This is a genomic window from Lysobacter arenosi (assembly GCF_016613475.2).
Lineage (GTDB): Bacteria > Pseudomonadota > Gammaproteobacteria > Xanthomonadales > Xanthomonadaceae > Lysobacter_J > Lysobacter_J arenosi.
Window position 1 is genome coordinate 840,421 of the sequence record NZ_CP071517.1, and the last position, 25,948, is coordinate 866,368.

Annotated in this window: 29 protein-coding genes and 2 pseudogenes; 12 read left to right on the top strand and 19 right to left on the bottom strand. The window is 67.1% G+C overall.

Annotated elements, in window-relative coordinates; genetic code table 11:
- Positions 1 to 91: 91 nt before the first annotated feature.
- Positions 92 to 865 (top strand): NAD kinase, encoded by a 774-nt coding sequence (locus HIV01_RS03965; RefSeq protein WP_200605048.1) that lies wholly within the window; start codon positions 92 to 94, stop codon positions 863 to 865.
- 79 nt (positions 866 to 944) lie between these two features.
- Positions 945 to 1,850 carry a 5'-nucleotidase gene (locus tag HIV01_RS03970; RefSeq protein ID WP_200605049.1) on the top strand — a complete coding sequence of 302 codons (906 nt, stop codon included), beginning with the start codon at positions 945 to 947 and terminating at the stop codon, positions 1,848 to 1,850.
- A 36-nt stretch (positions 1,851 to 1,886) separates the two neighbouring features.
- Here HIV01_RS03970 and HIV01_RS03975 read toward each other — a convergent pair whose 3' ends face one another.
- Entirely contained in the window at positions 1,887 to 2,300 is a 414-nt protein-coding gene (locus HIV01_RS03975; RefSeq protein WP_200605050.1) for a CHRD domain-containing protein, read from the bottom strand.
- 210 nt (positions 2,301 to 2,510) lie between these two features.
- On the bottom strand, positions 2,511 to 3,074 hold the full coding sequence (locus tag HIV01_RS03980; protein WP_200605051.1) for a DUF2939 domain-containing protein: 564 nt from the start codon (positions 3,072 to 3,074) through the stop codon (positions 2,511 to 2,513).
- 194 nt (positions 3,075 to 3,268) lie between these two features.
- On the opposite strand from HIV01_RS03980, the gene HIV01_RS03985 reads away from it, so the two are divergent.
- The 4 genes from HIV01_RS03985 (at position 3,269) to HIV01_RS04000 (ending at position 7,278) form a co-directional block, all read left to right on the top strand.
- A complete protein-coding gene (locus HIV01_RS03985) occupies positions 3,269 to 3,817 on the top strand; it encodes a DUF3302 domain-containing protein (RefSeq protein WP_200605052.1) in 549 nt (182 codons plus the stop codon).
- A gap of 75 nt (positions 3,818 to 3,892) precedes the next feature.
- The gene (locus tag HIV01_RS03990; RefSeq protein ID WP_200605053.1) at positions 3,893 to 5,026 is read left to right on the top strand and encodes an HlyD family secretion protein; all 1,134 of its coding nucleotides are present in this window, start codon (positions 3,893 to 3,895) and stop codon (positions 5,024 to 5,026) included.
- A 13-nt stretch (positions 5,027 to 5,039) separates the two neighbouring features.
- The gene (locus HIV01_RS03995) at positions 5,040 to 6,479 is read left to right on the top strand and encodes a TolC family protein (protein ID WP_207527079.1); all 1,440 of its coding nucleotides are present in this window, start codon (positions 5,040 to 5,042) and stop codon (positions 6,477 to 6,479) included.
- Between the two features lie 121 nt (positions 6,480 to 6,600).
- Positions 6,601 to 7,278: a VIT1/CCC1 transporter family protein gene (locus HIV01_RS04000; RefSeq protein WP_200605055.1), complete on the top strand. Its 678-nt coding sequence runs from the start codon at positions 6,601 to 6,603 to the stop codon at positions 7,276 to 7,278.
- Positions 7,279 to 7,295: 17 nt separating this feature from the next.
- Here HIV01_RS04000 and HIV01_RS04005 read toward each other — a convergent pair whose 3' ends face one another.
- From HIV01_RS04005 to asnS, 17 genes and pseudogenes are all read right to left on the bottom strand, one after another.
- A complete protein-coding gene (locus HIV01_RS04005; protein ID WP_280633598.1) occupies positions 7,296 to 8,144 on the bottom strand; it encodes an MFS transporter in 849 nt (282 codons plus the stop codon).
- Between the two features lie 73 nt (positions 8,145 to 8,217).
- A pseudogene (locus tag HIV01_RS18290) lies at positions 8,218 to 8,457 on the bottom strand (MFS transporter); the annotation flags it as partial.
- A gap of 12 nt (positions 8,458 to 8,469) precedes the next feature.
- Positions 8,470 to 9,147, bottom strand: a pseudogene (locus HIV01_RS04015) (DUF2461 domain-containing protein); the annotation flags it as partial.
- Positions 9,144 to 10,622 (bottom strand): exodeoxyribonuclease I, encoded by a 1,479-nt coding sequence (gene sbcB, locus HIV01_RS04020; protein WP_200605058.1) that lies wholly within the window; start codon positions 10,620 to 10,622, stop codon positions 9,144 to 9,146. The gene sbcB and the pseudogene HIV01_RS04015, both read right to left, overlap by 4 nt.
- Positions 10,623 to 10,624: 2 nt before the next feature.
- A complete protein-coding gene (locus HIV01_RS04025) occupies positions 10,625 to 11,986 on the bottom strand; it encodes an FAD-dependent oxidoreductase (protein WP_200605059.1) in 1,362 nt (453 codons plus the stop codon).
- A gap of 84 nt (positions 11,987 to 12,070) precedes the next feature.
- Positions 12,071 to 13,354 (bottom strand): kynureninase, encoded by a 1,284-nt coding sequence (gene kynU, locus HIV01_RS04030; protein ID WP_280633582.1) that lies wholly within the window; start codon positions 13,352 to 13,354, stop codon positions 12,071 to 12,073.
- A 30-nt stretch (positions 13,355 to 13,384) separates the two neighbouring features.
- Complete coding sequence (locus HIV01_RS04035) at positions 13,385 to 14,395, bottom strand: amidohydrolase family protein (RefSeq protein ID WP_200605060.1); 1,011 nt, start codon at positions 14,393 to 14,395, stop codon at positions 13,385 to 13,387.
- Between the two features lie 7 nt (positions 14,396 to 14,402).
- The gene (locus tag HIV01_RS04040) at positions 14,403 to 14,933 is read right to left on the bottom strand and encodes a 3-hydroxyanthranilate 3,4-dioxygenase (RefSeq protein ID WP_200605061.1); all 531 of its coding nucleotides are present in this window, start codon (positions 14,931 to 14,933) and stop codon (positions 14,403 to 14,405) included.
- A gap of 8 nt (positions 14,934 to 14,941) precedes the next feature.
- Positions 14,942 to 15,382 (bottom strand): RidA family protein, encoded by a 441-nt coding sequence (locus HIV01_RS04045; RefSeq protein ID WP_200605062.1) that lies wholly within the window; start codon positions 15,380 to 15,382, stop codon positions 14,942 to 14,944.
- The gene (gene can / locus HIV01_RS04050; protein WP_200605063.1) at positions 15,379 to 16,050 is read right to left on the bottom strand and encodes a carbonate dehydratase; all 672 of its coding nucleotides are present in this window, start codon (positions 16,048 to 16,050) and stop codon (positions 15,379 to 15,381) included. The genes HIV01_RS04045 and can overlap by 4 nt, the downstream gene beginning before the upstream one ends.
- The gene (locus HIV01_RS04055) at positions 16,047 to 17,480 is read right to left on the bottom strand and encodes an aldehyde dehydrogenase (protein WP_200605064.1); all 1,434 of its coding nucleotides are present in this window, start codon (positions 17,478 to 17,480) and stop codon (positions 16,047 to 16,049) included. Before HIV01_RS04055 ends, can begins: the two co-directional genes overlap by 4 nt.
- A gap of 62 nt (positions 17,481 to 17,542) precedes the next feature.
- A complete protein-coding gene (locus HIV01_RS04060) occupies positions 17,543 to 18,328 on the bottom strand; it encodes an SDR family oxidoreductase (RefSeq protein WP_200605065.1) in 786 nt (261 codons plus the stop codon).
- Positions 18,329 to 18,331: 3 nt separating this feature from the next.
- On the bottom strand, positions 18,332 to 18,964 hold the full coding sequence (locus tag HIV01_RS04065; protein WP_200605066.1) for an FMN-binding negative transcriptional regulator: 633 nt from the start codon (positions 18,962 to 18,964) through the stop codon (positions 18,332 to 18,334).
- Positions 18,965 to 18,968: 4 nt separating this feature from the next.
- Entirely contained in the window at positions 18,969 to 19,271 is a 303-nt protein-coding gene (locus tag HIV01_RS04070; RefSeq protein WP_200605067.1) for a hypothetical protein, read from the bottom strand.
- Positions 19,268 to 19,573: a hypothetical protein gene (locus HIV01_RS04075; RefSeq protein WP_200605068.1), complete on the bottom strand. Its 306-nt coding sequence runs from the start codon at positions 19,571 to 19,573 to the stop codon at positions 19,268 to 19,270. The genes HIV01_RS04070 and HIV01_RS04075 overlap by 4 nt, the downstream gene beginning before the upstream one ends.
- On the bottom strand, positions 19,570 to 19,992 hold the full coding sequence (locus HIV01_RS04080; RefSeq protein WP_425600256.1) for an ADP-ribosylation/crystallin J1: 423 nt from the start codon (positions 19,990 to 19,992) through the stop codon (positions 19,570 to 19,572). Before HIV01_RS04080 ends, HIV01_RS04075 begins: the two co-directional genes overlap by 4 nt.
- Positions 19,949 to 21,349 carry an asparagine--tRNA ligase gene (gene asnS, locus HIV01_RS04085; protein WP_207527082.1) on the bottom strand — a complete coding sequence of 467 codons (1,401 nt, stop codon included), beginning with the start codon at positions 21,347 to 21,349 and terminating at the stop codon, positions 19,949 to 19,951. Before asnS ends, HIV01_RS04080 begins: the two co-directional genes overlap by 44 nt.
- A gap of 139 nt (positions 21,350 to 21,488) precedes the next feature.
- Between asnS and HIV01_RS04090 the strand changes: the two genes are divergently transcribed.
- From HIV01_RS04090 to HIV01_RS04115, 6 genes are all read left to right on the top strand, one after another.
- Positions 21,489 to 21,827 carry a HesB/IscA family protein gene (locus HIV01_RS04090; protein ID WP_200605071.1) on the top strand — a complete coding sequence of 113 codons (339 nt, stop codon included), beginning with the start codon at positions 21,489 to 21,491 and terminating at the stop codon, positions 21,825 to 21,827.
- Between the two features lie 71 nt (positions 21,828 to 21,898).
- On the top strand, positions 21,899 to 23,692 hold the full coding sequence (locus HIV01_RS04095; RefSeq protein ID WP_200605072.1) for a DUF885 domain-containing protein: 1,794 nt from the start codon (positions 21,899 to 21,901) through the stop codon (positions 23,690 to 23,692).
- A gap of 183 nt (positions 23,693 to 23,875) precedes the next feature.
- On the top strand, positions 23,876 to 24,301 hold the full coding sequence (rpsF, locus tag HIV01_RS04100; protein ID WP_200605073.1) for a 30S ribosomal protein S6: 426 nt from the start codon (positions 23,876 to 23,878) through the stop codon (positions 24,299 to 24,301).
- Between the two features lie 12 nt (positions 24,302 to 24,313).
- Positions 24,314 to 24,544, top strand: coding sequence for a 30S ribosomal protein S18 (rpsR, locus tag HIV01_RS04105; RefSeq protein WP_055899483.1), 231 nt, complete (start codon positions 24,314 to 24,316; stop codon positions 24,542 to 24,544).
- A gap of 127 nt (positions 24,545 to 24,671) precedes the next feature.
- Complete coding sequence (gene rplI, locus HIV01_RS04110) at positions 24,672 to 25,124, top strand: 50S ribosomal protein L9 (RefSeq protein WP_200605074.1); 453 nt, start codon at positions 24,672 to 24,674, stop codon at positions 25,122 to 25,124.
- Between the two features lie 192 nt (positions 25,125 to 25,316).
- Entirely contained in the window at positions 25,317 to 25,655 is a 339-nt protein-coding gene (locus HIV01_RS04115) for a hypothetical protein (protein ID WP_200605075.1), read from the top strand.
- The last annotated feature ends 293 nt before the right edge of the window (positions 25,656 to 25,948 follow it).

Genomic DNA, 25,948 nt, shown 5'->3' on the forward strand with positions numbered 1-25,948 from the left:
GGAGCCCCGGCATGTCCGGGGCTTTTTCTTTCTGATCCATCCGGTTTCAATCTGCACCGGGTTATGCTGATCCCATCCACCGGAGCAGCCGATGACCGCGACGCCACGCATCGCCTTCCTCGCCAGTACCGCCGAAGAGGCACAGCGCGCACTGGCCGAGCTGACTGCACGGCATGGCCAGCACGAACCCGGCGACGCCGACATCATCGTCGCGCTCGGCGGCGATGGCTTCATGCTGTCGACGCTGCACCGCCACGGCAGCCTGGGCCGGCCGGTCTACGGGATGAAGCTGGGCACGGTCGGCTTCCTGATGAACCACCACGGCGGAGACGGTCTGCTCGCGCGGCTGCACGCGGCCGAGCCGGCGGTGCTACGTCCATTGGAGATGGTGGCGCAGACCGAATCGGGCGCGACCGTTGGTTCGCTGGCCTACAACGAAGTGTCGTTGCTGCGCCAGACCCGCCAGGCTGCGCACCTGCGCATCGACCTCAACGGCGAGACCCGCCTGGACGAGCTGATCTGCGACGGCGTGCTGGTGGCGACCTCGGCCGGCAGCACGGCGTACAACTTTTCCGCGCACGGGCCGATCCTGCCGTTGGGCGCGAACGTCGTGGCGCTGACCCCGATCGCGGCATTCCGCCCGCGTCGCTGGCGCGGCGCGGTGCTCAAGGCCGACACCGAGGTCCGTTTCCGGGTCCTGGACCCGTACAAGCGCCCGGTCAGTGCCACCGCTGACTCGCACGAGGTCCGCGACGTGGTCGAGGTGACCATCCGGGAGTCGCACGATCGCACCGTCACCCTGCTGTTCGACCCGGAGCACAACCTGGAAGAACGGATGCTGGCCGAACAGTTCACCAGCGGCTGACGGAGGCGGCCCGGCCAATTCGCCGGGAATGCCCGGTACCGTCGCAGTGGGCGAGACTGGGCTGCGGCATAATGCGGCCATGCCCGACCGTGACGCCGATCCCCTGATAGTCGCGATTTCCTCGCGCACCTTGTTCGACATGGAAGACAGCCACGCGCTGTTCGAGCGCGAAGGCATCGACGCCTATGCCGACTTCCATCGTGCGCACGAGGACGATCTGCTCGCGCCGGGCGTGGCTTTCCCGCTGGTGCGCAAGCTGCTCGCGCTCAACGAGGGTGCGCCGCCGGAGGCACCACGGGTCGAGGTGATCCTGATCTCGCGCAATTCGGCCGACAGCGGCCTGCGCATCTTCAATTCGATCGCCCACCACGGGCTGTCGATCAAGCGCGCGGCCTTCAGCAATGGCGCGCCGCCGTTCCCCTATATCCGTCCGTTTGGTGCCGATCTGTTCCTGTCGGCCAACGCCGAGGACGTGCGCAACGCGCTGGCTGCCGGCGTCGCCGCCGCGACGCTGTTGCCGTCACGCGCGCCGCAGCAGCGCCATGACCAGCTGCGCATCGCATTCGACGGCGATGCGGTGATCTTCGACGACGAAGGCGAGCGGGTCTCGCGCGAGGGCGGCCTGGCCGCGTTCGCCGAGCACGAGCGCAGCCACGCCGGCGAACCGCTGTCGGGTGGCCCGTTCCGTGGCTTCCTCGATGCCCTGCACCGGCTGCAGGAGGCGTTTCCGACCGGCCAGAATGCGCCGATCCGCACCGCCCTGGTGACCGCGCGCTCCGTGCCCGCGCATGAGCGCGTCATCCGCACGCTGCGCGAATGGGGCATCCGCCTGGACGAGGCGCTGTTCCTCGGCGGACGGGCAAAAGGGCCGTTCCTTGAGGCGTTCGGGGCCGACATCTTCTTCGACGACTCCGAGCACAACATCGTCTCGGCGCGTGATCACGTTGCCGCGGGGCACGTGCCCCACGGCATCGCCAATCGCTGATCGCCGGCTCGACCCGCCCGCGGCAGGTCGATGCGTTCAGTCGTCGTGGTCGTGATCGTGCCCGAGCTGGCTGCGTATCTCGCCACCGGGCCATAACGTGCTGTGCACATTGGCGTAAGCGACGCCATCGCGTAGTGCTTCGATCAATTCATCCAGTTCACCTGCGGCCACACCCTGCGCGCCAGGACCGATGACGTCTGCCGCGGTGATCACGCCAGTGATCCGCGCCGGCGGTGCCGGGCAGGCCTGGGTGCCTGCGGGGCCGTTGCCGAGGTTGGAGCACAGGAATGCGGCGATGCCGCCATTGACGCTCTTCTGGCCGATATGGATGTGCGCCTGCGTCACGCTGCCTTCGAGCCGGTCGTAGGCCAGCTCGTAATGGATCGAGTTGCCGTCGTTGCTGATGCGTGCGCGGAAACTGCCGCGACCATCAGTGGAGATTGCCGGCACTTCCTGCGTGCCTACCAGAGCACCGCCTTGATCTGCTTGTTCTCTGCATGGACGCCGACTGCCGGAAGCAGGGCGGCCATGGCGAGCACAGCTAAACGTCTCATGTCGACACCTCGTGCGAAGGGGTGGCGGACGCGTGCTGCGTCCGAGCGGGACGGTGAGCCGGCGCAGGTTAGGGCAGGGTGAATCCCGAGGGGCCACCGGCGACCGTTAGTCGGATCGTTCCGCTGGCGTCGCGGGCGGCAGGCGGATATCGGCGAGTTTCCAGTCCAATCCCTGACGTAGCAGGACGAACACCACCGGCGCGCCATCGGCCGTATGAACCGTGGCGGTGAATCGCGAGGGTGACTCGAAGCGGTAGCGAGCGTCACGAAGTGGATCCGGCGGCGCCTGGTGCGCGTAGGCGTCATCCTTGCTGATGCCGCCGCCGCTGATGCGGTGCAGCAGTCCGCGGCCCTCGAGGATCGCGCCGATGCCGGCCGGCGTGGCGATGACGTCGACCATGCCGCCGGCCGCCTGGTTGGCCAGGCCCAGCGCGAGGCCGCCCAGCGGACTGTCCAGCACCTCCGCCCCGGCGCGCCGTGCCAGCGCGTCCTCCACCTGTGCCCGCAGGCTCTGTCGCAACAGCGGGAAATCGACATGGCGCGACAACGCGGCACTGTCCTGTGCCTGGATTGCCTCGCGAATGGCCTTGATCGCCATGAAAGGGCCTGCCGCGATCCAGGCCAGCAGGAGCAGCAGGGCCAGCAGCGGCAAGGCGATCCATTTCTTCATGCGACGAGCTCCTGTTCGGATGGCACAGCATAACGATGCCTTCGTCGGCGACGGGCATTGCCGGTGAACCGCGTGCGACAACGCTTTCACGCCTGACAAAGCACGACTAATGAGACGTTTCTCATTGTGCCAGCAGGTCCCGGCTGCCACCTTGTGCGCGCCGTCAGCCAACCGCCATTCCAGGAGGATTCCGCGTGAAGGAAACACGGCCCGAAGTGCCTCGCCACACCAGGTCGCGACTGCGCCCGGCGTCGGCGCTGCGGCTGGTGCTGCCGGTCTTGCTGGTGCATTCGGGCCAGGCGCTCGCATCCGGATCGATGGAGGACAAGATCGCCGACGTGATGGTCTGGGTTGTCATCGTTGTGGCATCGATCCTGGCACTGACGCTGTTCTGGATCCTGCATGTCTGGCCCGAACGCGTGGCAGTGGCGCGTGATCATCCCCAGAAGGACGCGATCCAGGCCTTGTGCCTGATGTCGCTGGTGTTCGGCGGCATGCTGTGGCCGTTGGCGATGCTGTGGGCCTACATGAAACCGCTGCGTTTCCGCCTGGAGCCATCAGCGTCCGGCATCGGGCCCGCTGTGCGGCCAGCGATGCGGGAGCCGTCTTCGCATGTCGACGCGAACGTCCGCACGCATGCGCCCGTCGAGGAGGAAATCGTCTTCCTGCGCCATCGGATCGAAGCGCTGCAGGGGCGCCTGGATGTCCTCGTCGAACGCGATTCGTCGACGCTGCATGGCTGATGGCCGTGCCTGGCCGGTACCTGTCATGCCGGGCGAAGCACAGCCCCTTCCACACGCACAGAAGTTGGTAACGCCTTGGAAATCCTGATACTCGCGCTGTACAGCCTGCTGGTCTGGCTGGTCTTCATCAAGTTCAAGTGGTTGCCGTGGAATATCTATTCGCAGGTTGCGGTGGTGGTGATCGCGGCGGCCGGCATGGCCGGCACGATCCTGGTGCTCAACGTGGTCGCGCCGTCCTCGAGTGATGTGCGTGTGCTGAACTACTCGGTCGAAGTCGTGCCGCGCGTCACCGGCCGCGTGATCGAGGTTCCGCTCGAAGGCAATCGCCTGTACCGGAAAGGCACGCCGATCCTGAAGCTGGACCCGGAGCCGTTCCAGCTGCGGGTGAAGGAGCTCGAGGCCAGGCTGGTCGGTGCGCAGGCCTCGGTCGCGCAGCTCGACCAGGACCTGCTGGCGGCCCGCAACAACACACAGGCGGCACTGGCCCAGCTCAATCTGGCACGGACGCGGTTGCGACAGTCCAGGCAGTTGTCCGCCGAAGGCGCCGGAGCGCAAAAATCCTACGATGCCGACGTCCGCCGCCTTGAACCGGCGCACCGTGCCGCGATGGCAGCCGAAGCGAAGGTACAGGCCGAGCTCGATGCGGTCGTCGGCGGCGAACAGTCGTCGGTGGCCAGTACGCGCGCGCAGCTGGAGCAGGCGAAGTGGGAGCTGTCCCAGACTGTCGTCTATGCGCCGGCAGACGGTTATGCAATCAATCTGCAGGTGCGCGCTGGTTCGTACGCTGCCGCGCTGCCGCTGCGTCCGGTGATGACCTTCGTCGAAGTCCAACAGCAGGTGGTGGCGTTCTACAACCAGAACGAGCTGACCCGGGTAAAGCGCGGCGACGAAGTGGAGATCGCCCTGCCGACGCTCCCGGGAAAAGTCATCAAGGGCGAAGTCGATTCGATCGTGTGGGCGACGGGGCAGGGACAGTTCCAGGCCTCGGGCACGCTGCCCAACCTGCCTGCCGAAGCGGGGCCGGCGGCGCCGCCGCAGAAGTATGCGGTGAAGGTGCGCATCACTGACCCGGAGCGCAACTTCCTGGCCATGGGCGCACGCGGTGTCGGCGCGATCTATACGACGCATGGCAGGCCCATCCACCTGATCAGGAAGGTGATCCTCCGGGTGAACTCGGTGACGAACTACCTGATCCTGAAGTTGCATTGACGTGGGCACGGCCGTGACCACGCATCGTCAATCCCGTCGCAACCGCGCAGCATGGCTGGCGGCACTCGTTGTCGGCATGACCGCGTGCGCGAATCTGACCGCGCCCGACCCGGGCAAGATCTACGACCAGGCCATGAGCGGCGTGGTCGTGCCGGCGGCATGGGGCACCGCCGCGCAGGCCAGTGCGTTTCGCCCAGGGTGGATCGGATTCGCCGACGACGGGCAGCTGAAGCTGCTCATCGACGAGGCGCTGGCGCACAACCCGGACCTGCGGGCAGCGGGCAGCCGGCTCGAACAGGCGCGCCTGCAGATGCGCCTGGCGGGCGCGGACCTGCAACCCACGGTCACGCTGGGTGGCAAGTACTCCGATTCCCTGCAGCCGGCCAATGGCCTGGACATCAACGGCTACGGCGTGGTGCTCAACTGGGAGCTCGACCTGTGGGGCCGTGCGCGCGCGGAGAAGAAGGCAGGCGAAGCGGCCTACCGTTCTGCCGAGGCCGACTATGTCTACGCCCGTCAGTCACTGGCGGCCATGACCGCCCGCGCATGGTTGCTTGCGATCGAGGCGACGCGGCAGACGGAATTGTCGATGCAGCTCCGCGACGCAGCGGGCGCGCAGACCGTGTTGATGGAGCGGCGTGAGCAGGTCGGCAAGATCTCCGCGCAGGACGTCGCCGTTGCCCGTGCGCAGGCGCAGACCAGCGAGGACGCGGCGCTCCAGGCGGAGCAGGTCAGGCAGCAGGCGCTGCGCACGCTCGAGCTGCTGGTGGGGCGTTACCCATCGGCATCGATTGCCGTCCCGTCGGCGCTGCCCGGTGATCTCGCGCCGGTCCCGGCTGGCGTGCCTTCGGACCTGGTGGAGCGTCGCCCGGACCTGATTGCCGCGCGAAAGCGCTATGAGCACGCATTCTTCAACCGCGAGGAAGCGCGGGCGGCACGCTTGCCCCGGGTCGCGCTGAACGTCGGTGCCGGACGGCTGACATCCGAGTTCCTGCAGTTCAAGGACGGCCTGGGTTCCACCGTCTATCCGGTGGGAGGCAAGCTGCTTTGGCCGCTGTTCGATGCCGGCCGGCTGAAGACCGAGGTCGAGATCCGCGACGAGCAGCAGCGCGAAGCGGCGGCGGAATACGCGCGCACAATCCTGACCGCGTTCACGGAAGTTGAAAACGCGCTCGCAGCAGACACCATGCTGCAGCAGCGCGAGCGCTCGCTGTCAAGCCAGACCCAGGCGTTGCAGCAGGCGCTCGATGCCGCCCGCACGCAGTTGCGCGTCGGCAAGGCCGACCGCCATGACGTGCTCGATCGCGAGCTGGCACTGGATGCGGCCAGGATCGCCCTGATGCGGGTTGCCACCGAGCGGCGCACGCAGCGCGCCAACCTGCACCTTGCACTGGGTGGCGACTTCGGCATCCCGTTGCCGCCGGCCGCCGGCGCAGGAGTCCCTGGCCGGTGATCGTGTTGGTGAAATCACGCTGATCCGGATATTGGTATAAGGGCGTGCGGTCCGCCGGGGCCGCGCCGCCGTTCTCACGCTCTGCAAGCTCGACCACCACCAACTGCCGTGGATGCATGCAATGAGCAGCAAGCGCCATTCTTCGCTCATGCACCGATACCTCGACCCGGCGACGAGCCTGGCCGAAGTGCTGTTCGGCCTGATCATGACGCTGACCTTCACCCTGGGCGCCGGCATCATCATCGAGGACGAAGGGCGCGAAGGGGCGCGCGAGCTGCTGATCGCGCTGATCGGCTGCAATCTGGCCTGGGGCATCATCGATGCGGCGATGTACCTGGTCGGCGTGCTGTTCGATCGCGGCAGGAAGCGCCGGCTGGCGCGGGCGATTCGTGCCTCGCCCGACGATCGTGCCGCGAGTTCCGTCGTGGCAGGCGAGCTCGACGAGCTGCTGGGCGAGGTGATGGCGGAAGGCGACAGGCAGACCCTGTACGCGCGAATTGCCGCCCACCTGCGCACCCGCCAGGAAGCACCGGTGGCGCTGCACCGATCCGACTACCTGGGTGCGTTCACCAGCTTCTGGCTGGTCGTGCTGAGCAGCGTGCCGGCCGCCGTGCCTTTCCTGCTGATCGACGATGCGCGGTTGGCCTTGCGCACATCCAACGCGGTACTGCTGGTGCTGTTGTTCGCCACTGGCCATGCCTGGTCGCGCTACACGCTAGGCAAGCCGTGGCTGGTCGGACTGTGCTTCCTGGTCGGGGGCGCGGCGCTGGTGGCCCTGGCCATCGCGCTGGGCGGCTAGGCCAGGGGGCTGAAGCGTCAGGCCGCGGCTTGCGGGCGCAACGCGCGCACCGGCACCACGTGCATCAGCAAGGCCATCACCGCGACCGCCGCGCCGAGCAGGAAGGCGAGGTGACCACCGCCGTGCTGCCAGCCCACGGCGGCGATGCCGGCGCCGGTGACGCCGCCGATACCGCCACTGAAGCCGTAAAGCATGCCCTGTGCCGCGGCCATGTCGCGCCGCTCGGGGAAGAGTTCGGCCATGCGCCGCATGCAGCCCGCGTGGAAGGCGGCGAAACTGAGCGCGTGCCCGGTCTGCGCCAGCGCCATCCATGCGAAGGAGCCGCCGAGCAGGGCCACCATGACCCAGCGCAGCGCGGTGGCGACCAGGCATGCCGTCATCAGGCGTTGCGCACCGAATCGCTGCACTAGCCGCGGCGCCTGCCAGAACATCAGGATCTCGCACAGCACGCCGATGGCCCAGAGCAAGCCGACGGCGAAGCCGTCGTGGCCCTGAGCCTGCAGGTGCAGGGTGAAGAACACATAGAACGGACCGAATCCCAGCTGCATGAGCATCGCCACCAGCAGCAGGCGGCGCACACCCGGCCGGCGCCATAGCGCCTGCCGGGGAACATCGGAGACGAGGGCGGGAAGGGGGCGGTCGCCGCGGTGCAGCCAGGAGGCCGCAACCGTGAGCAGCAACCAGGGCAGGGTCAACCAGACAAAGGCGTCGTTGCCGAGCCGGTCGAGCAACCAGCCGTAACTGCCGGCGACGATGAGGAAGCCGATCGAACCCCACATGCGGATGCGGCCGTAGTCGTGATTGCGCTGGCCCAGTGCCGACAAGGTCATCGCTTCGAACTGCGGCATCACCGCGTTGAAGAACAGGCCGAACCCAGGCCATGGTCGCGAACAGCATCACGCCGGTGGTGAATCCGGCGAAGGCGGCGAAGCCGAGCAACGACAGCACGCAACCGGCAACCAGCCAGTGCCCCGGGTTGGGGCTGCGTGCACTCATCCGTGCCCAGGTGGGCGGCGCGACGATGCGCCCGCCGTACCACAGTGCCAGCATCGCGCCGACCGCGTAGCCGCCGTGGCCATTGGCGACCACCCAGCGGCCGATGTACGGCGTATACGCGCCCAGTGCGCCGTAGTAGCCCAGGTAGAACAGCGCGTAGCGGCGGAAGTCGGCGGGGGACAAGCTCAGAATTCCCAGGTCCAGCGCCGCGCACAGGTAGTCGGTGAAGGGCGCCAGGCCCTGCAGGTCGGTCTCCAGCGTCTTGAGCAGGCGCGGCCCGGTCATCGTGGCGTCTTCGATGGCGCGCAGCGCGACGAAGTTCTTGCGCTTGAGGTCGTCGGCGAACTCGAAGTCGTCGGGGAAACCGCGCGGCATGCGGGTCAGCACTTCACTGTCGTCGAGGTCGAAGCGGCGACGGAACTTCGCCGCATGTGCGGCGGCCTTCCAGCTGCCAGGATTGTCGAGGATGAAATGGCGGACCCGGCGCAGGCTGTCCGGCTGCGGATGCCAGATGCCCGATGCGATGAAACAGTTGCCCGGTTGCAGGTGCAGGTAGAACGACGGCGCTTCGACCTGGCGGCCGCGCTCGTGGAACAGGCGCGCGCCCTGCCAGTTCTTGTAGGGCGTCTTGTCGTTGGCGAACCGGGTGTCGCGGTGGATGCGGAACAGCGACCCGCCCACGCCCTTGGGCTCGGACCGGTAATGCGGGCTGACGCCGGCCAGGACCGGCTGCAGGTCGGTCAGCAGGTGCTGGAAGGGTTCACGCACGTGGCTGTCGTAGTCGCCCTTGTGCGCATGGAACCATTCGCGGTCGTTGTTGCGCGCAAGGCCGCGCAGGAACTTGAAGCTGGCGTCGCTGAAGTAGTGGCTCATGGCGAGTGTTCGAACACGGGGGACGCAGAGACAGGGTTCAGGCTGGCCGCGATGTCACCGCCCCAGGCTTCCAGGCGGTCGAGCAGGGCCAGCTTGTCGGGGGCGGCGGCGTGGACGGTGCGCAGCTCGGCGATCTCGGCAGCAAAACGGTCGAAGCCGTACTCGGCCAGTCCGGTGTCGGTGTAGAGGCGCTGGCGCCGGAACTCGTCCCAGCCCGCACGCTCTTCGGCCGACAGGGTCTGTGGCCAGTTGCGCGCGCGGTAACGGAACAGGATGCCTGGCAATCGCGCATCGCGGAATGCGAACTCGCGTTCGCCCAGTGCCTCGGGCGGCGTAGTGCGTACCTGTGCGAACAGGCGCTTGTCGCCGTCGCCGATGAAGCCGTCGTAGAGCGAGGCATCCTGGTCGGGTGCGACCCGCTCGCGCTCGCGGGCGAACACCTGGCGGACCTTCTCCACCAGCGCCGGGCCCGCCTCGCGGATCCGCGCCGCACGCCGCTCCACTTCGGCGGGGTCGATCTGCAGGCGCTCGAAATCCGGCGCCCGCAGGTGATCCCAGGCAACCAGGGCCGGGCTGCGGTTGCTGTGCACTTCCTTCAGCGCGATCCGTTCCTCGCCTTCGGCCAAGTCGGCCGTGCGCGTGTACAGGCGTGCGGCGATGGCTTCGGCATCGAGCTGCAACAGCGGCTCGGGATCCTGCGCCAGGTCGAACACGATCACCCGGCTGTCGATGTGCGGGTGGCGCGCGATGGGCAGCACCGCCGCCGAGCACAGGCGGCTGGCGGGGAAACGCTGGGAGACGTTGAGCAGCGGAGTCATCGCCACCACGTCCATCAGGGTCGCCGCGTAGCGTTTGTCGCGCAGCTTTAGCGCGTAGTCCCACAGGCGCGGCTGCGCGGCCTTGAGCTTGCGGGCGAGGCCGATCAGTGCGCGCACGTCGGAGAGCGCTTCGTGCGCATCGCCCTCGCGCACGCCGTTGGCTTCGGCCAGGTGTTCGAGGCGGAACGAGGTGGCGCCATCCTCGCGTTTGGGCCACACCAGGCCTTCCGGACGCAGGGCGTGGGCGAGGCGCAACACGTCGAGTAGGTCCCAGCGCGAATTGCCGCCGCGCCACTCGCGCTCGTAGGCGTCGAAGAAGTTGCGGAAGAAGCCGTAGCGGACGAACTCGTCGTCGAAACGCAGCGAGTTGTAACCCAGGCTGCAGGTCTCCGGCCGCGCCATCTCCTCGAAGATCTGGGCGAACGCGGCAGCCTCGTTGACGCCCTCGCGCATGGCGTGCTGCGGCGTGATGCCGGTGACCATCGTCGCGCCCGGCGACGGCAGCAGGTCGTCGGCTGGCTTGACGAAGAAGCTGATCGGCTCATCGATCTGGTTGAGATCGGCATCGGTGCGGATCGCCGCGAACTGGGCGATGCGCGAAGTGCGCGGGTCGGCGCCGAAGGTTTCCAGGTCGTAGAAGAGGAAGCTGGCAGGCATGGTCAGACCGGGAGCACTTCGAGCCGCTCACGCACCGTCGCATCGACGAGATCCCAGTCCAGCGTCTCGAGCGAGTGGTGGCCGCGTGTCAGTTCGACCAGCAATTCGCGCTGCAGCTGTCCGCGCGCGAACGCGGTGGCGTAGGGCATGCGCTGGAAGGTGACCATCGAGTAGCGCGGCATGAAACGCCCGGGATGTCGCTCGGCCAGCGTGCGCTCGAGGGCGCGCTGCAGCAGGTAGTCGTCGTTGTCGACGCGGTCGCGCATCTCCAGGTAGTTTTCCAGCGCCATCGCCTGGATCGCGCGGGCGTTGGGCAAGCGCTCGGCCTGGAAGGCGGCGAACGCGGCGGCACGATCGGGATTGGCGTCCAAGTGCTCGGCCAGGGCGACGCAGTCCTCGAACGCGCAGTTCATGCCCTGGCCATGGAACGGCACCATCGCATGCGCGGCGTCGCCGACCAGGACGGCACGGTCGTCCAGGTGCCAGCGGTCGAGGTAGAGCGTGGCCAGCAGGCCGGCCGGGTTGCGCTCGAAGTCCTGCTCGAGGTTAGGGATCAATGCCAGTGCGTCGGCGAAGTCGCGCTCGAACAGCGCGCGTGCCTCGGCGCCGTTGCGCACCGTGGCAAAGCTGGGATCGCCTTCGTTGGGCAGGAACAGCGTCACCGTGAAGGTGCGCTCGTCGTTGGGCAGGGCGATGCACATGTAGCGGCCGCGCGGCCAGATGTGCAGGGCATTGGGTTCGATGCTGAAGCCGCCGTCGGCCGAAGGCGGAATCTCCAGTTCCTTGTAGGAGTGGCCGAGGTACTCGGTGCGCTCGCCCAGTTCGGCCTGCGTGGCTATCGCGGTACGCAGCGCCGAACCGGCGCCGTCGGCGCCCACGAGCGACACGAACGGGGCTTCGTGCGTGCTGCCATCGCGCGGATCGGCGAAGCGGGCGATGCGAGCGTCGAAATCGACCGAGGCCAGGCCGCGGTCGAAATGCAGCCGGGCGCCGGCGCGCTCGGCGATGTCGAGCAGGATCACGTTGAGCTCGCCGCGGTGCACCGACCAGATCACTTCGCTGTCGTCGCGACCGTAGCGCTGCAGGTCGGTGCGGCCATCGAGGAAGTGGACCATGCGCCCGCGCATCATCACCGCGTGCTGCATCACCGCGTCATCGGCGCCGGCCAGGCGCAGGGCGTGGCGGCCGCGCTCGGCCAGTGCGAGGTTGATCGAGCGGCCACCGAGGTAGCCCTTGAGGCGCGGATCGCCGCGCTTTTCGAACACGTCCACGCTCCAGCCGCGCTGCACCAGCAGCGTGGCGAGCACGGCACCGGCCAGGCCGGCTCCGATCAGGGTGATGTGCTTGGAAGTGTCGTTGCTCAAACGGGTCACCTATGCGGGTGCTGCGGTTCCTTCTTCATGCCGCCGACTTCCGGCCGCTGAAGAAGACTCGATGGAGGTCGTGGTTCAGCCCAGGTCGCGCCAGGCTTCGGTGGTCCGCACGAACCGCAGGACGTCGGCATAGCGGTTGTAGAGCGGGGCGGGCGAAATGCGGATCACGTCGGGCTCGCGCCAGTCGCCGAGCACGCCATTGCTGGCCAGGTACTCGAACAGCGCACGGCCACGCTCGCGGCCACCGACCACGCGCAGCGACAGCTGGCAGCCACGGCGCTCGGGTTGCGACGGCGTGACCACCTGCAGCGTGTCGGCCAGGCGCAAGCGGATCAGCGCCTCCAGGTAGCCGGTGATCTGCAGCGACTTGGCACGCAGCGCCGGCATGCCGGCCTGGTCGTACAGTTCCAGCGATGCGCGCAGCGGTGCCAGGCCGAGGATCGGCGGATTGCTGAGCTGCCAGCCCTCGGCGCCCGGCGTGGGCACGAACTGCGGACCCATGCGGAAGCGCGTGTCGGCCTCGTGTCCCCACCAGCCGGCAAAGCGCGGACGATCGCTGCTTGCGTGGCGCTCGTGGACGAAACAGCCAGCGACCGCACCGGGACCGCTGTTGAGGTACTTGTAGTGGCACCACACGGCGAAATCGACGCCGCTGTCGTGCAGCGCCAGTTCGAGGTTGCCCACGCCATGGGCCAGGTCGAAACCACAGACCGCGCCCTGCGCATGCGCCAGGCGCGCGATCGCGGCCAGGTCGAACGCCTGCCCGGTGCGGTACTGCACGCCCGGCCACAGCACCAGCGCCAGGCGCGGACCGTGCTCGGCGATGGCGCGTTCGATCGCGCCCATCGAAATGGTGCCGTCGGCTTCGTCCGCTTCCAGCTCGATCAGGTCGGTGGCCGGATCGAAGCCGTGGAAACCGATCTGCGAGGCGACGGCATGACGGTCGGACGGAAACGCACCGGCCTCGATCAGGATCGCCGGACGCTCGCGCGTGGGCCGGTAGAAGCTGACCATCATCAGGTGAAGGTTGACGGTCAGCGTGTTCATCGCGACCACTTCGATGGGCTTGGCGCCGACCAGGCGCGCCAGCGATTCGCGCACCAGCTGGTGGTAGGCCATCCACTGCGCATCGCCGGTGAAATGGCCCTCGACGGCTTCTGCCGCCCACTTGTCGAGCACTTCCTCGACGTGGCGACGGGCGCCGCGTGGCTGCAGGCCCAGCGAGTTGCCGACGAAGTAGGCCTGGTCGGCGCCATCGTGCTGCGGGATCAGGAACTGCGCACGCATCTCGCGCAGCGGGTCGGCGGCGTCGAGGGCCTGGGCGTATGCGTCGGTGTAGAGGTCTTGCGGAGTGGTCACGAATTCAAGCCTTGCAGTAACTGGAGTTGTTCAAACGAACCGCGCCTTCGACAGCCCCAGCCATTCCAGCGCCGTGCCGTGATAGAGCCGCGCCTGTTCGGCTTCCGTCAGCGTCAGCGCGGCGATGCCCGCGCCGGGCTCCTGCTCGCCGAGCGGGAACGGGTAGTCGGTGCCGAGCATCACCCGGTCGACGCCGCAGGTGTCGAGCAGGTACTGCAGCGCACGCGGATCGGCGACCCAGGAATCGAAGAACAGCTGGCTGAGGTACTCGCGCGGATTGCGCGGATTGTCGGTCGCGACCAGGTCCGGGCGCATGTTGAAGCCGTGCTCGATGCGGCCGATGGTGTACGGGAAGCTGCCGCCGCCATGGGCCATGCAGACCTTGAGGTTGGGGATGCGCTCGAGCACGCCGCCGAACACCAGGCAGCAGGCCGCGCGCGACTGCTCGGCCGGCATGCCGACCAGCCAGGGCAGCCAGTATTTGGGCATCGTCGCCGCGCCCATCATGTCCCAGGGGTGCACGAGGATGGCCGCGCCGAGTTCGCCGGCGGCCTGGAAGAAATCGAACAGCTCCGGGGCGTCCAGGTTCCAGTCGTTGATGTGGCTGCCGATCTGCACGCCCTGCAGGCCGAGCTGGTCCATGCAGCGCTCCAGCTCCTGGATCGCCAGGCGCGGCGACTGCAACGGCACCGTGCCGATGCCGGCGTAATGGCGCGGGTAATCGCGGCAGGCCTGGGCCATGTGTTCGTTGAGCGCCTGGTGCAGTTCCAGCGCGTGGTGCGGCTTGGCCCAGTAGCTGAACATCACCGGCACCGTGCTGATCACCTGCACCTGCACGCCGAAACGGGCGTAGTCGTCGATGCGCTCCTGCGGGTCCCAGGTCTTGGACCAGATCTCGCGGAAGAATTTGCCGTCCTTGTAGATGCGATGACGCCCGTCCTCGGTGTGGTGGATCACCGGGAAACGGTCGTCGCCGTACTTGCGCGCCAGGTTGGGCCAGTCGCGGGGCAGGTAGTGGGCGTGCGTATCGATCTTCAGCATGTGTGGCTCAGGTGTCCGGCATGACGTACTTGGCCGGAGCCGGGTTCAGATGGCCGCACTGCTTGCAGGTGCGGTGCTCGCGCGAGGAATAGAAGTGGTCGAACACCGGCGGGAAGTCGGTTTCGATGTTCTTCAGCGTGAAGAACTCTTCGTACAGCTTGGTGTTGCACTGTTCGCAGAACCACATCAGGCCGTCGAGCTCGTGCGGCAGGCGGCGGCGCTCGATCACCAGTCCGACCGAGTCGGGCATGCGCTGCGGCGAATGCGGCACGCGCGGCGGCAGCAGGAAGGTCTCGCCGGCGCGGATCGGGATGTCGCGCACGGCCCCATCTTCCTGGATCCGCAACACCATCTCGCCTTCGAGCTGGTAGAACCACTCGGCACCTTCGTCCCAGTGGTAGTCGGTGCGCTGGTTCGGGCCGCCGACGATCATCACGATGAAGTCGCCGAGGAAGACCACCTTGTTGCCGACCGGCGGCTTGAGCAGGTGGCGGTGTTCCTCGATCCAGGCCTGCAGGTTGATGGGGTTGGGCAGCATGGGTTCTCTCACTCTCCCGCGGGCTTGGCGGGGAAGGCAGCGACGCATTTCAGCTCGATCGCGATCGGCGTCGGCAGGGCGGTGATGCCGAGCGTGGTGCGGCACGGCGCGGTGTCGATGTCGGGGAAGTACTCGGCCCAGACCGCGTTGTAGGCCTTGAAGTCGTGCGCCATGTCGGTCAGGTACACGGTGACGTCGACCAGGTCCTCCCAGCGCGCGCCACTGGCTTCGAGCACGGTGTGCACGTTGGCGAACACCGCGCGCGTCTGCGCATCGATGTCGTAGCTGATCAGGTGCCCGTCGGCGTCGTGGACATTGCCGACGATGGCATTGCTGGCCGGATCACGCGGGCCGATGCCCGACAGGAACAGGAGGTCGCCGACGCGGCGCGCATGCGGGTAGGAGCCGACCGGACGCGGCGCGGCACCGGCGCGGATGACGTCGCTCATCGCGGCGAGTCTCCCTTGAACGAATTGACCCGGGCGACCGCGGCCTTGTACAGGCCGTCGAGTGCCTCGAAGCTGTCGACGTTCATGGCCATGTCGTGGACCAGGCCGTTGCGCAGGCTGTAGACCCAACCGTGCACCGACAGGTCCTGGCCGCGCGACCAGGCATCGCGGACGATCGTGGTCAGGCAGACGTTCTGCACCTGCTCGATCACGTTGAGTTCGCACAGGCGGTCGTGGCGCTCGCCCTGCGCCGCATGTTCGATGCACTCGCCGTGTTTGTCGGCGACGTCGGTGACATGGCGCAGCCAGTTGTCGGCCAAACCGACGCGCTGGCCGTGCAGCGCCGCGTGCACGCCGCCGCAGCCGTAGTGGCCGACCACCAGGATGCGCTTGACCTTGAGCACGTCGACCGCGAACTGGATCACCGACAGGCAGTTGAGATCGGTGTGCACGACGACATTGGCGATGTTGCGATGGACGAACACTTCGCCCGGCGCCATGTCGATGATCTGGTTGGCCGGCACGCGTGAGTCGGAGCAGCCGATCCACAGGTATTCGGGGGCCTGCTGCTTGGACAGACGCTTGAAGAACTCCGGGTCCTCGCGGTTGATCCGCTCGGACCACTCGCGGTTCTTTTCCAGCAGGTCGGCGAGGGGGCTTGTGCTCATTGCTTCCATCCCAGGTTCAGTCCGACGTTCTTGGCGTCGGTGAAGAAACGCATGGCTTCGAACCCACCCTCACGGCCCATGCCGGAGGCGCCACTGCCGCCGAACGGCGTGCGCAGGTCGCGTTGCAGCCAGGTGTTGACCCAGACCATGCCGGCGCGCAGGTGCGCGGCGAAATGGTGGGCGCGGTTGAGATCGCGGGTCCAGACCGACGCGGCCAGGCCGTAGTCGCCGGCGTTCGCCAGTGCCAGGGCTTCGGCATCGTTGTCGAAAGGTTGCAGGGTCACGACCGGGCCGAAGATCTCGTCGCGGTTGCTGGCGCAATCCGGACCGAGGCCATCGATGACGGTCGGCGCGACGAACCAGCCCGGACGTTCCAGCGCATTGCCGCCGCACAGGACCTGTCCGCCTTCGTCGCGGGCGCGCTGCAGCGCCGCCATGACCTTGTCGAAGTGCGCCTGCGACACCAGCGGGCCTAGCTGGTTGTCGCCGTCCATCGGATCGCCGACGCGCAGGCCGACGGCGCGTTCAACCAGCGTGTCGCGAAACTCGCGATAGATGCTTCGTTCAACCAGGATGCGCGAGCCGCACAGGCAGATCTGCCCGGAGTTCTGGAAAGCCGAACGCACCAGCGTGTCGAGGTGGTCGCGCCAGTCGCTGTCGGCGAACACCAGGGTGGGGTTCTTGCCACCCAGTTCCAGCGAGACCTTCTTCAGCAGCGGACCGGCCATGCCGGCGATGCGGCGGCCCACCGCGGTGCTGCCGGTGAACGACACGGCCTTGATGCGCGGATCCACCACCAGCGGCTCGCCGACCTCCGGGCCGAGGCCATGCGCGATGTTGAGCACGCCCTTGGGGAAGCCGATCTGCGCGGCCAGTTCGCCGAGCATGGTCGCCGTCAGCGGCGTCACCTCCGACGGCTTGGCGACGACCGTGTTGCCTGCGGCAAGCGCCGGCGCGATCTTCCAGGTAAACAGATACAGCGGCAGGTTCCACGGCGAGATCGTGGCCACCACGCCGAGAGGTTGGCGAAGCGTGTAGTTCAGCCCGGCCTGGCCGTGGTGCGATTCGCTGGCGAACTGGGTCGCGGCGTGGGCGAAGAAGCGCAGGTTGCTGATCGCGCGCGGGATCTCCGCCTCGCGTGCCAGTCCGATGGGCTTGCCGCCGTCACGCGATTCGGCGTGGGCGAAATCGTCGAGCCTGGCTTCCAGCGCATCGGCGAGCTTCTCGAGCCAGCGCGCGCGCTCGCTGTTGGGCAGGGCCGACCAGGCGGGGAAGGCGGCTTCGGCCGCGGTGATCGCGGCCTCTACGTCCGCAGCGTCGCCCCGGGCGACTTCAGCGAAGGGTTTGCCGTTGGACGGGTCGATGACTTCGAGCCAGCGGCCCGATGCGGGCTCGCGGGATTGGCCGGCGATGAAGTGACAAAGTCGCATGGCGCTAGCTTAACAGTGCCGCTTGGCCGTGCCTGTGCGTATGTTTCGGGGTTGCCCGGCCCTTACAGCGACCTCGTCCGTCCACCATCCACCGGCAGGTTCACCCCGGTGATGTACGACGCCGCCGGCGAGCACAGGAACGCGATGGCCGCTGCCGTCTCCTGCGGCCGCGCGAAGCGGCGCATCGGGATCTCCGACACCATCTTCTCGAACACTTCCTCGCGACTGCGTCCGGTCTTGCTGGCGGTGTTGTCGATGATCTGCTCGATGCGCGGTGTCTCGGTCGAGCCGGGCAGGACGTTGTTGACGGTGATGCCCTTGGCCGCCACTTCGGTCGCCAGGGTCTTGGCCCATGACGCCACAGCCCAGCGCGTGGTGTTGGAGACGCCCAGGCCCTGCAGTGGTTCCTTCACCGAGGTCGAGATCACGTTGACGATGCGCCCGTAGCCGTCGCGTTCCATGCCCGGGATCACCGCCCCGGCGAGCACGTGGTTGGCGATCAGGTGCTGCCGGTAGGCGGCCTCGAACGCGGCGATCTCGGCGCCATGCACCGGTCCCGGCGGCGGCCCACCGCTGTTGTTGACCAGGATGTGCACCGGCTGCGCGGCCACGAGCGCCTCGACCTTGGCGCGCAGGGCGTCGGTGTCGGCGCTGTCGACGGCGATCCAGCCGTGCGCCTGCCCGGGCTTCACCGGCAACTGCCCGGCCGCTTCGCGCAGCCGTTCCTCGCGTCGGGCGAGCAGGGTGACGTTGGCGCCCAGTTCGGCCAGTGCCTTGGCGGTCGACAGGCCGATGCCCTGGCTGGCGCCGCAGACGAGGGCATGCTTGCCGCTCAGGTCCAGATCCATGTCTCAGTCTCCGTTGGGTTCGTTCATGCGCTCGCGCATCAGCGTGGCGATTTCGCGGCCGCCTTCGCGCGGGCTGGCATCAAGCTCGCTGGCGACCGATTCGCGATTGGCGAGCGGGTGGTTCTGGCTGAGCTTGAACTTCAGCGTGATCTGCTCGGCGACGAAGCGGAAGCCGATGATCCCGCGCAGCTGGCTGCGGTGGTCGTCGCGTTCGAACTCGAAGCGCCAGTCCCGACCGACGCTGGCCTCGTGCTCGCGGCTGAGGCCGTCGACGACACCGGCCAGCGAGGCCTCGTCGTTGAACGTGGTCAGTTGCCCGCGCAGGTGGGCCACGACGTAATTCCAGGTCGGTACGCGCGCTTCCTCTTCCTTGTCCGGGTACCACGACGGCGAGACGTAGGCATGGGGGCCGTGGAAGATCGCCAGCGCGGGGCCGTTGTGACGTGCCTGCGGGTTGGGCCTCGCCCAGTGGCCGATCAGTTCGACGCGGTCGCCTTCGCGGCGATAGAGCACCGGCAGGTGGCTGACGGTAGGTTCGCCGTCGTGCACGGTGACCAGCGTGATGAAGCGGTCGCGCACGGCCAGCCCGTCGAGCGCCTGCAGGTCGGTTTCAGCAAAGGCGCGCGGCAGGTACATGCGATCAGCGCCGCGATGGCAGCTGCCGCACCATCTGCGCGCGCAGCATGTCGTCGTCACCGCCACTGGGCGGTGCCAGCTCGTCGAGGGCGAAGCCGCGTGAGTTGGCGTCGTCTTCATCGAGGCCGTCGAGGGCGACAAACTCGGCGTCCATCAGCGCGGCGCGGGCGGTGTCCTCGCTGTCGTAGGGCTGGCTGACGCCGTCACTGTCGAGCACTTCGGCCGTGCCGGCATCAAGGACGCGAAGCCGTGCCCAGATCAGGGTGCGGCCGATCGTGGCCAGCCACCATTGGTCGTTGTAGCTCATCCGATCACCACTGAAAGCAGCCAGAGGAGGGCGGCGCAGACCAGGCCGGCGATGATCGTCAGCAACGAGATCCGCGCCGGGTTGGCCAGGCCATTGAGGTTGCCGTCGGCCACCGACAGGTAGCCGCGACGCAGCAGCCAGCCCCAGGCCGAGGGACGCGCGAACGCGCCTTCACCGAGCTGCGCCTGCAACTGCGGATGGCGGTCGCGGATGTGCACCAGCGACAGCGGCCAGAAGATCACGAACGCGCAGAAGCCGGCGATGGCGACGGCGACGAAGAGCAGGGCGAAGAACAGGATCACGAGACTTCCGATTCCTTGTCAGGCCGGTACTCACCGATGACTTCGATGAGGCCGACGATATGGTCGTTGAGGGCTTCGAGTTCTTCCGCAGGCACCCACCATTCGGTGTGGTGCGCACCGCCGACCTTCTGGACCAGAAAGCGGTCCATGAAGGCTCGCTCAACTTCGAACCTCGTCACGTAGCCGACACCGCTGTCCTTGATGTTCCAGCGGGTGGCGATCTCCACTGCATAGAGTTCGTTGGTCACCGGATAGAAAATCGGCTGCTCGGGCAGCCTCGGTGGCCAGCGCCGGAAGCCGGAGGCCTCCAGCAATTCCATTTCTTCCGGACCGGTCGGGCGGTAGAGGGTGACGGTCTCTGCCATGGGGCGTCGATCAGAACTCGGCGTGACCCGGCGCGCGCGGGTAGGGGATCGCATCGCGGATGTTGCTCAGGCCGCAGACGTAGACCACCAGGCGCTCGAAGCCCAGGCCGAAGCCGGCATGCGGCACCGTGCCGTAGCGGCGGAAGTCGCGATACCAGCCGTAGTGCGACGAATCCAGGCCGAACTGCGCCATGCGCGCGTCGAGCAGGTCCAGGCGCTCTTCGCGCTGGCTGCCGCCGATGATCTCGCCGATGCCCGGCGCCAGCACGTCCATCGCCGCGACGGTCTTGCCGTCGTCGTTGAGGCGCATGTAGAAGGCCTTGATGTGCTCGGGGTAGTTGGTCACCACCACCGGGCGGCCGACGTGTTCCTCGGTCAGCCAGCGCTCGTGCTCGGTCTGCAGGTCCAGGCCCCATTCGACCGGGAACTCGAACTTCTTGCCGGACTTCTGCAGCAGTGTGATCGCATCGGTGTACTCGATGCGCTCGAACGGTGCGTTGACGAAGGCTTCCAGGCGGGTGATCGCGTCGGCCTGCACGCGCTCGGCGATGAAGGCCAGGTCGTCGCCGCGCTCGTTGAGCACCGCGCGGAACAGGTACTTGAGGAACTCCTCGGCCACGCGCGCGTCCTCGGCCAGGTCGGCGAAGGCGATCTCCGGCTCGACCATCCAGAACTCGGCCAGGTGGCGCGTGGTGTTGCTGTTCTCGGCGCGGAAGGTCGGACCGAAGGTGTAGACCTTGCTCAGCGCCACGCAGTAGGCCTCGACGTTGAGCTGGCCGGACACGGTCAGGAAGGTTTCCTTGCCGAAGAAGTCACGGCTGAAGTCGACCTCGCCCTTGCTGTCGCGCGGCAGGTTGGCTATGTCCAGCGTCGAGACGCGGAACATCTGCCCGGCGCCCTCGGCATCAGACGTGGTCACGATCGGGGTGCTGATCCAGTAGAAGCCGTTCTCGTGGAAGTAACGGTGGACGGCCTTGGCCAGGCAGTCGCGGATGCGCGTGACCGCGCCGAACAGGTTGGTGCGCGGACGCAGGTGGGCGACCTCGCGCAGGAACTCCAGCGAGTGCGCCTTGGGCTGGATCGGGTAGGTCTCCGGATCCTCGACCCAGCCGACCACTTCCAGCGAAGTGGCCTGTATCTCGAAGCTCTGGCCCTGGCCCTGCGAGGGCACCAGGGTGCCGGTGGCGATCACGGCGCAGCCGGCGGTGAGGCGTTTGACCTCGGACTCGTAATTGGCCAGGTCGGACGGGGCGACCACCTGGATCGGCGCGAAGCAGGAGCCGTCGCTGACGTTGACGAAGCTGAGTCCGGCCTTGGAATCGCGGCGGGTGCGCACCCAGCCACGGACCGTGACTTCACCACCCGCCGGGATCCTGCCCGCGAGCGCGTGTTCGACGCTGACCACCGTCATGCCTTGAATCCTTGCCTGTTCGGGCCGATATGGGGAATGCGGCAGTTTACCGAAGCGTCCGCATAGCGTCGCTATAATTCGCCGGAAGGTCCGAATTTACCCGAAGTACTCGATCCGCCCTCAATCCCGGAGCGCCTCAATGGCTGTCACCCTTGCCCCCGCCGCCCTCGAACGCGTACAGCGCTACCTGGTCGAATCGCCCGACGCGATCGGCCTGCGCTTTGGCGTGTCGCGCACCGGCTGCTCGGGCTGGCAGTACAAGGCCGACCTGGCCCGCGAGACGCACGAGGGCGACACGGTGTTCGAGCAGGAAGGCGTGCGCATCTACGTCGATGCGCTGAGCCTTGCACTGGTTGACGGCACGCAGATCGACCTGGTCAAGCAGCGACTGGGCGAGCAGTTCCTGTTCCGCAACCCCAACGTCACCGCCGAATGCGGTTGCGGCGAGTCGTTCACGACGAAGGCCGACGCGGCCTGAGTCCCGGGCTGCCGCCACTGGCAGCCGCTGCGCCAGCTAGACTCGTCCCCTGGTTCCCGGGGACTCCCAGCATGCTTCGTCCTGTACTGCTTGCCGCGGCCATCGCCGCCTGCCTGTCCATGCCGCTGGCCGCCACTGCAGCTCAGCCCTCCGCCGAAGTTGCCAAGCCAACGCGCAACGCCGCCACCCAGGCCCTCTACGCGCTGTTCGACGAGGAGTGGGAGCGCGACATGCGCGAGAGCCCGGAGGAGGCGAGCTACCGGGGCGACAAGCGCTTCAACGACCGCTGGACCGACATGAGCATGGTGGCGATCCAGTCGCGCATGGACGGCGATCGCAAGGCACTGCAGCGACTGCGCGCGATTGATCGCAAGGCGCTGTCGGCCAGCGACCAGCTCAACTACGACGTGTTCGCCTGGGATCTCGAGAAGGCGGTCGAGCGGCAGAAATACCGCGAATACCTCTCCCCGGTCGGCCACAGCGGTGGCGTGCAGACCGCCGAGGGCATCTCCGAGGTGCTGCCGTTCGCGACGACCAAGGACTACCGCGACTGGCTGGCACGCATGCGCGCCTTGCCGATGGTGATCGAACAGAACGAAGCGCTGATGCGCGAAGGTGCTGCCAGCGGCAACACGCCGCCGCGCGTGCTGATGGATCGGGTGACCGGACAGATCCAGGCGCAGATCGTCGACGATCCGACCAAAAGCCCGTTCTACAAGCCATTTGCCCGCTTTGCCGACACCGTGCCCGAGCCCGATCGCGCCGCGCTGCAGACCGAGGCGAAGCAGGTCATTGCCGACACCATTGTCCCGGCCTACCGTGGCTTTGCCACGTTCTTCGCCAACGAATACCTGCCAAAGACGCGCACCTCGATTGCCGCCACCGACCTGCCGGACGGCAAGGCCTATTACGACTTCGTCGCCGGCTACTTCACGACCACCGACCTCAGTGCCGAGCAGATCCACCAGATCGGCCTGAAGGAAGTGGCGCGCATCCGCGCCGAGATGGAGAAGATCAAGGCCGAGGTCGGTTTCAAGGGCAATCTCGCCGAGTTCTTCCAGTACCTGCGCACCGATCCGAAGTTCTTCTACAAGACGCCGCAGGACCTGTTCACCGGCTACGAGGCGATCGCCAAGCGGATCGATCCGCAACTGGTGAAGGTGTTCAAGACGATCCCGCGCCTGCCTTACGGCGTGCGCGCGATCCCCGACAACATCGCTCCGGACACCACCACCGCCTACTACCAGCCAGGGGCCGTCGACGGCACCCGCGCCGGCTTCTACTACGTCAACCTCTACAAGCCGGAAGTGCGGCCGAAGTGGGAAATGATGGCGCTGTCACTGCACGAGGCGGTGCCCGGCCACCACTTCCAGTTCGCCCGCGGCATGGAACTGCCGGACGCACCGATGTTCCGCCGCACCGCCTACTTCGTGGCCTACGGCGAAGGCTGGGGTCTGTACGCCGAGCGCCTGGGCTACGACATGGGCCTGTACAACGACCCTTACGACCGCATGGGCCAGCTGGCCTACGACATGTGGCGGGCGGTGCGCCTGGTCGTCGACACCGGCATGCACAGCAAGGGATGGAGCCGCGACAAGGCGATCGCCTATTTCATGGACAACTCGCCCAAGACCCGCCAGGACGTGGTCAACGAGATCGACCGCTACATCGGCTGGCCGGGGCAGGCGCTGGCGTACAAGATCGGCCAACTCAAGATCTCAGAGTTGCGTGAGAAGGCGTCGAAGCAACTCGGGGACCGGTTCGACCTGCGCGAGTTCAATGACGCCGTGCTGGAGACCGGCTCGGTGCCCCTGCAGGCGCTGGAGGCGCGGATCGACGCCTGGATCGCGGCAAAGAAGGGCTGAGGGCGCCGCAACGCGCCCGGGACCGGGGGAATTGCACTAACCCCTTGAATCCCCCATAATTTCCGGCTCCCGAGGGCTCAGGCCCCTGGGAGACCTTGCTCCACCGTCTCCATTCCGGGAGGCCGGGGGGCTGATCCGGTCCCGCTGAAGCTGCGCGGATCATCATCCACAAGGAATCACACCATGCGTCATTACGAAGTCGTGTTCCTGGTCCATCCGGACCAGAGCGAGCAGGTGCCTGCCATGATCGAGCGCTACAAGTCGCTCATCGAAGGCGGCGAAGGCAAGATCCACCGTCTCGAGGATTGGGGCCGCCGTCAGCTGGCCTACCCGATCGAGAACCTGGTCAAGGCCCACTACGTCCTGCTCAACATCGAAGTTACCCAGAACGTGCTCAACGAGCTGGTCGACGGTTTCCGTTTCAACGATGCCGTGCTGCGCCACCTTGTCATCAAGCGTGACGAAGCCGACACCGAGCAGTCCCTCATCATGAAGTTCAAGGATGAGAAGGGCGACAAGCCGGAGCGCGGCGAGCGCCGCCGCCGTGACGAAGAAGGCGAGACCGTGGTCGGCACTGCCGACGTCGCCGACGATAACGAAGCCGCCTAAGGGATCGCCAACATGTCCAAGTTCTTCCGTCGCCGCAAGTTCTGCAAGTTCACCGCCGAGGGTGTGAAGGAGATCGACTACAAGGATCTCAACACCCTGCGCCAGTACCTCACCGAGACCGGCAAGATCGTGCCGAGCCGCGTGACCGGTACCAAGTCGAAGTACCAGCGCCAGCTGTCCACGGCCGTCAAGCGCGCCCGTTTCCTGGCCCTGATCCCGTACACCGACAACCACAACGCCTAATGAAATTGGTCCGCTCCCCCCGGGAGCGGACGTTCCTCTCCCTGCCGCCGTCCGCGGCGGGGGAGGGTTTCGGACAGCGAAACACCGCTGCGGGGCACGGCCTCGCTAACGAAATAGGAGCAACACCATGCAACTGATCCTCCTGCAGAACGTGCAGAACCTCGGCAAGCTCGGCGACAAGGTCAACGTCAAGCCGGGCTTCGGCCGCAACTTCCTGATCCCGTACGGCAAGGCCGTGCCGGCGACCGCGACCAACCTGGCCGAGTTCGAAGCGCGTCGCGCCGAGTACGAAGCCAAGGCCAAGGCCGCCCTCGACGGCGCCGAAGGCCGCAAGGCCGCGCTCGACGGCGTGGAAGTCACCCTGTCGGCCAACGCTTCGACCGAAGGCAAGCTGTACGGCTCGATCACCCCGCGTGATATCGCCGAAGCCCTCACCAAGGCTGGCCACAAGGTCGAGAAGTCGGAAGTCGTGCTGGGCGAAGGCCCGCTGCGTCGCACCGGCGAGTACGAAATCGTCGTGCACCTGCACGCCGACATCGAAGCCACCGTCAAGGTCATCGTGGTCGGCGAAGTCGCCTGATCCGAAGATCCACCCGGCTTCAAGCAGAGTTCCCGAACGAAGGGCGCCGCAAGGCGCCCTTTGTTTTTGCGCAGGATGGTCAGGCAATTGCCGGATCTCAGAAATTTCCTATTTGGGTCCGAGGGTTGGGATGACACAGTCGCTCCTGCCATCGCGGTAGATGGCGCTTTCCCCTCGAGGTAGCAGCCATCCATGGACACCCAGTCGCTCCCTGCCGAACCGCTCGTCGACTCCCACTGCGGCGGCCCGTCCAGATCGCTGTGCATGGCGCCTGTTGCCGAGGTCGCTGGCAGCGCCGCGGGCGTGCCGCCCGAGCTGGTCGACCTGATTGCCGCCAGCCTGCGTGCGGTCTGCCAGGACGAGCGCGACAGCGATCGCGCATTCTGGCTGATAGCCAGGATTGTCGATCAGCATCTGGCCGGCACGCTTTCTCCCGGCACGGGCAGGTGGAAGGGGGAGGCGATCGACGCACTCATGGGCATGCTGTCGCGGCCGCTGCAGGTTGAACTGCACAGGCACCTGGCGGAGTAGGGGCGTCTGTCCGAGCGGGGCGCCGTCGCGAGCGGATCAACGCCGCCGCATCACTGAGCCGGCCAAACACGCGATACTGCCGACGGGGCATCGCCTGCAGCGCTGGCGATGGGCGGTCAACGGTTGCTGTCTCAGGAGATGAGACGGCGGCGTGCGATCTATCCACGCGGACTCTATCCACTCGGATTCTATCCCGGCGGATTCTATCCACCTGATATCCACAGAGTTATCTGCAACCCCTCGACGGCATCGGCGACTACGATGCCCGACCCGTCACACAAACACAGCCGCAA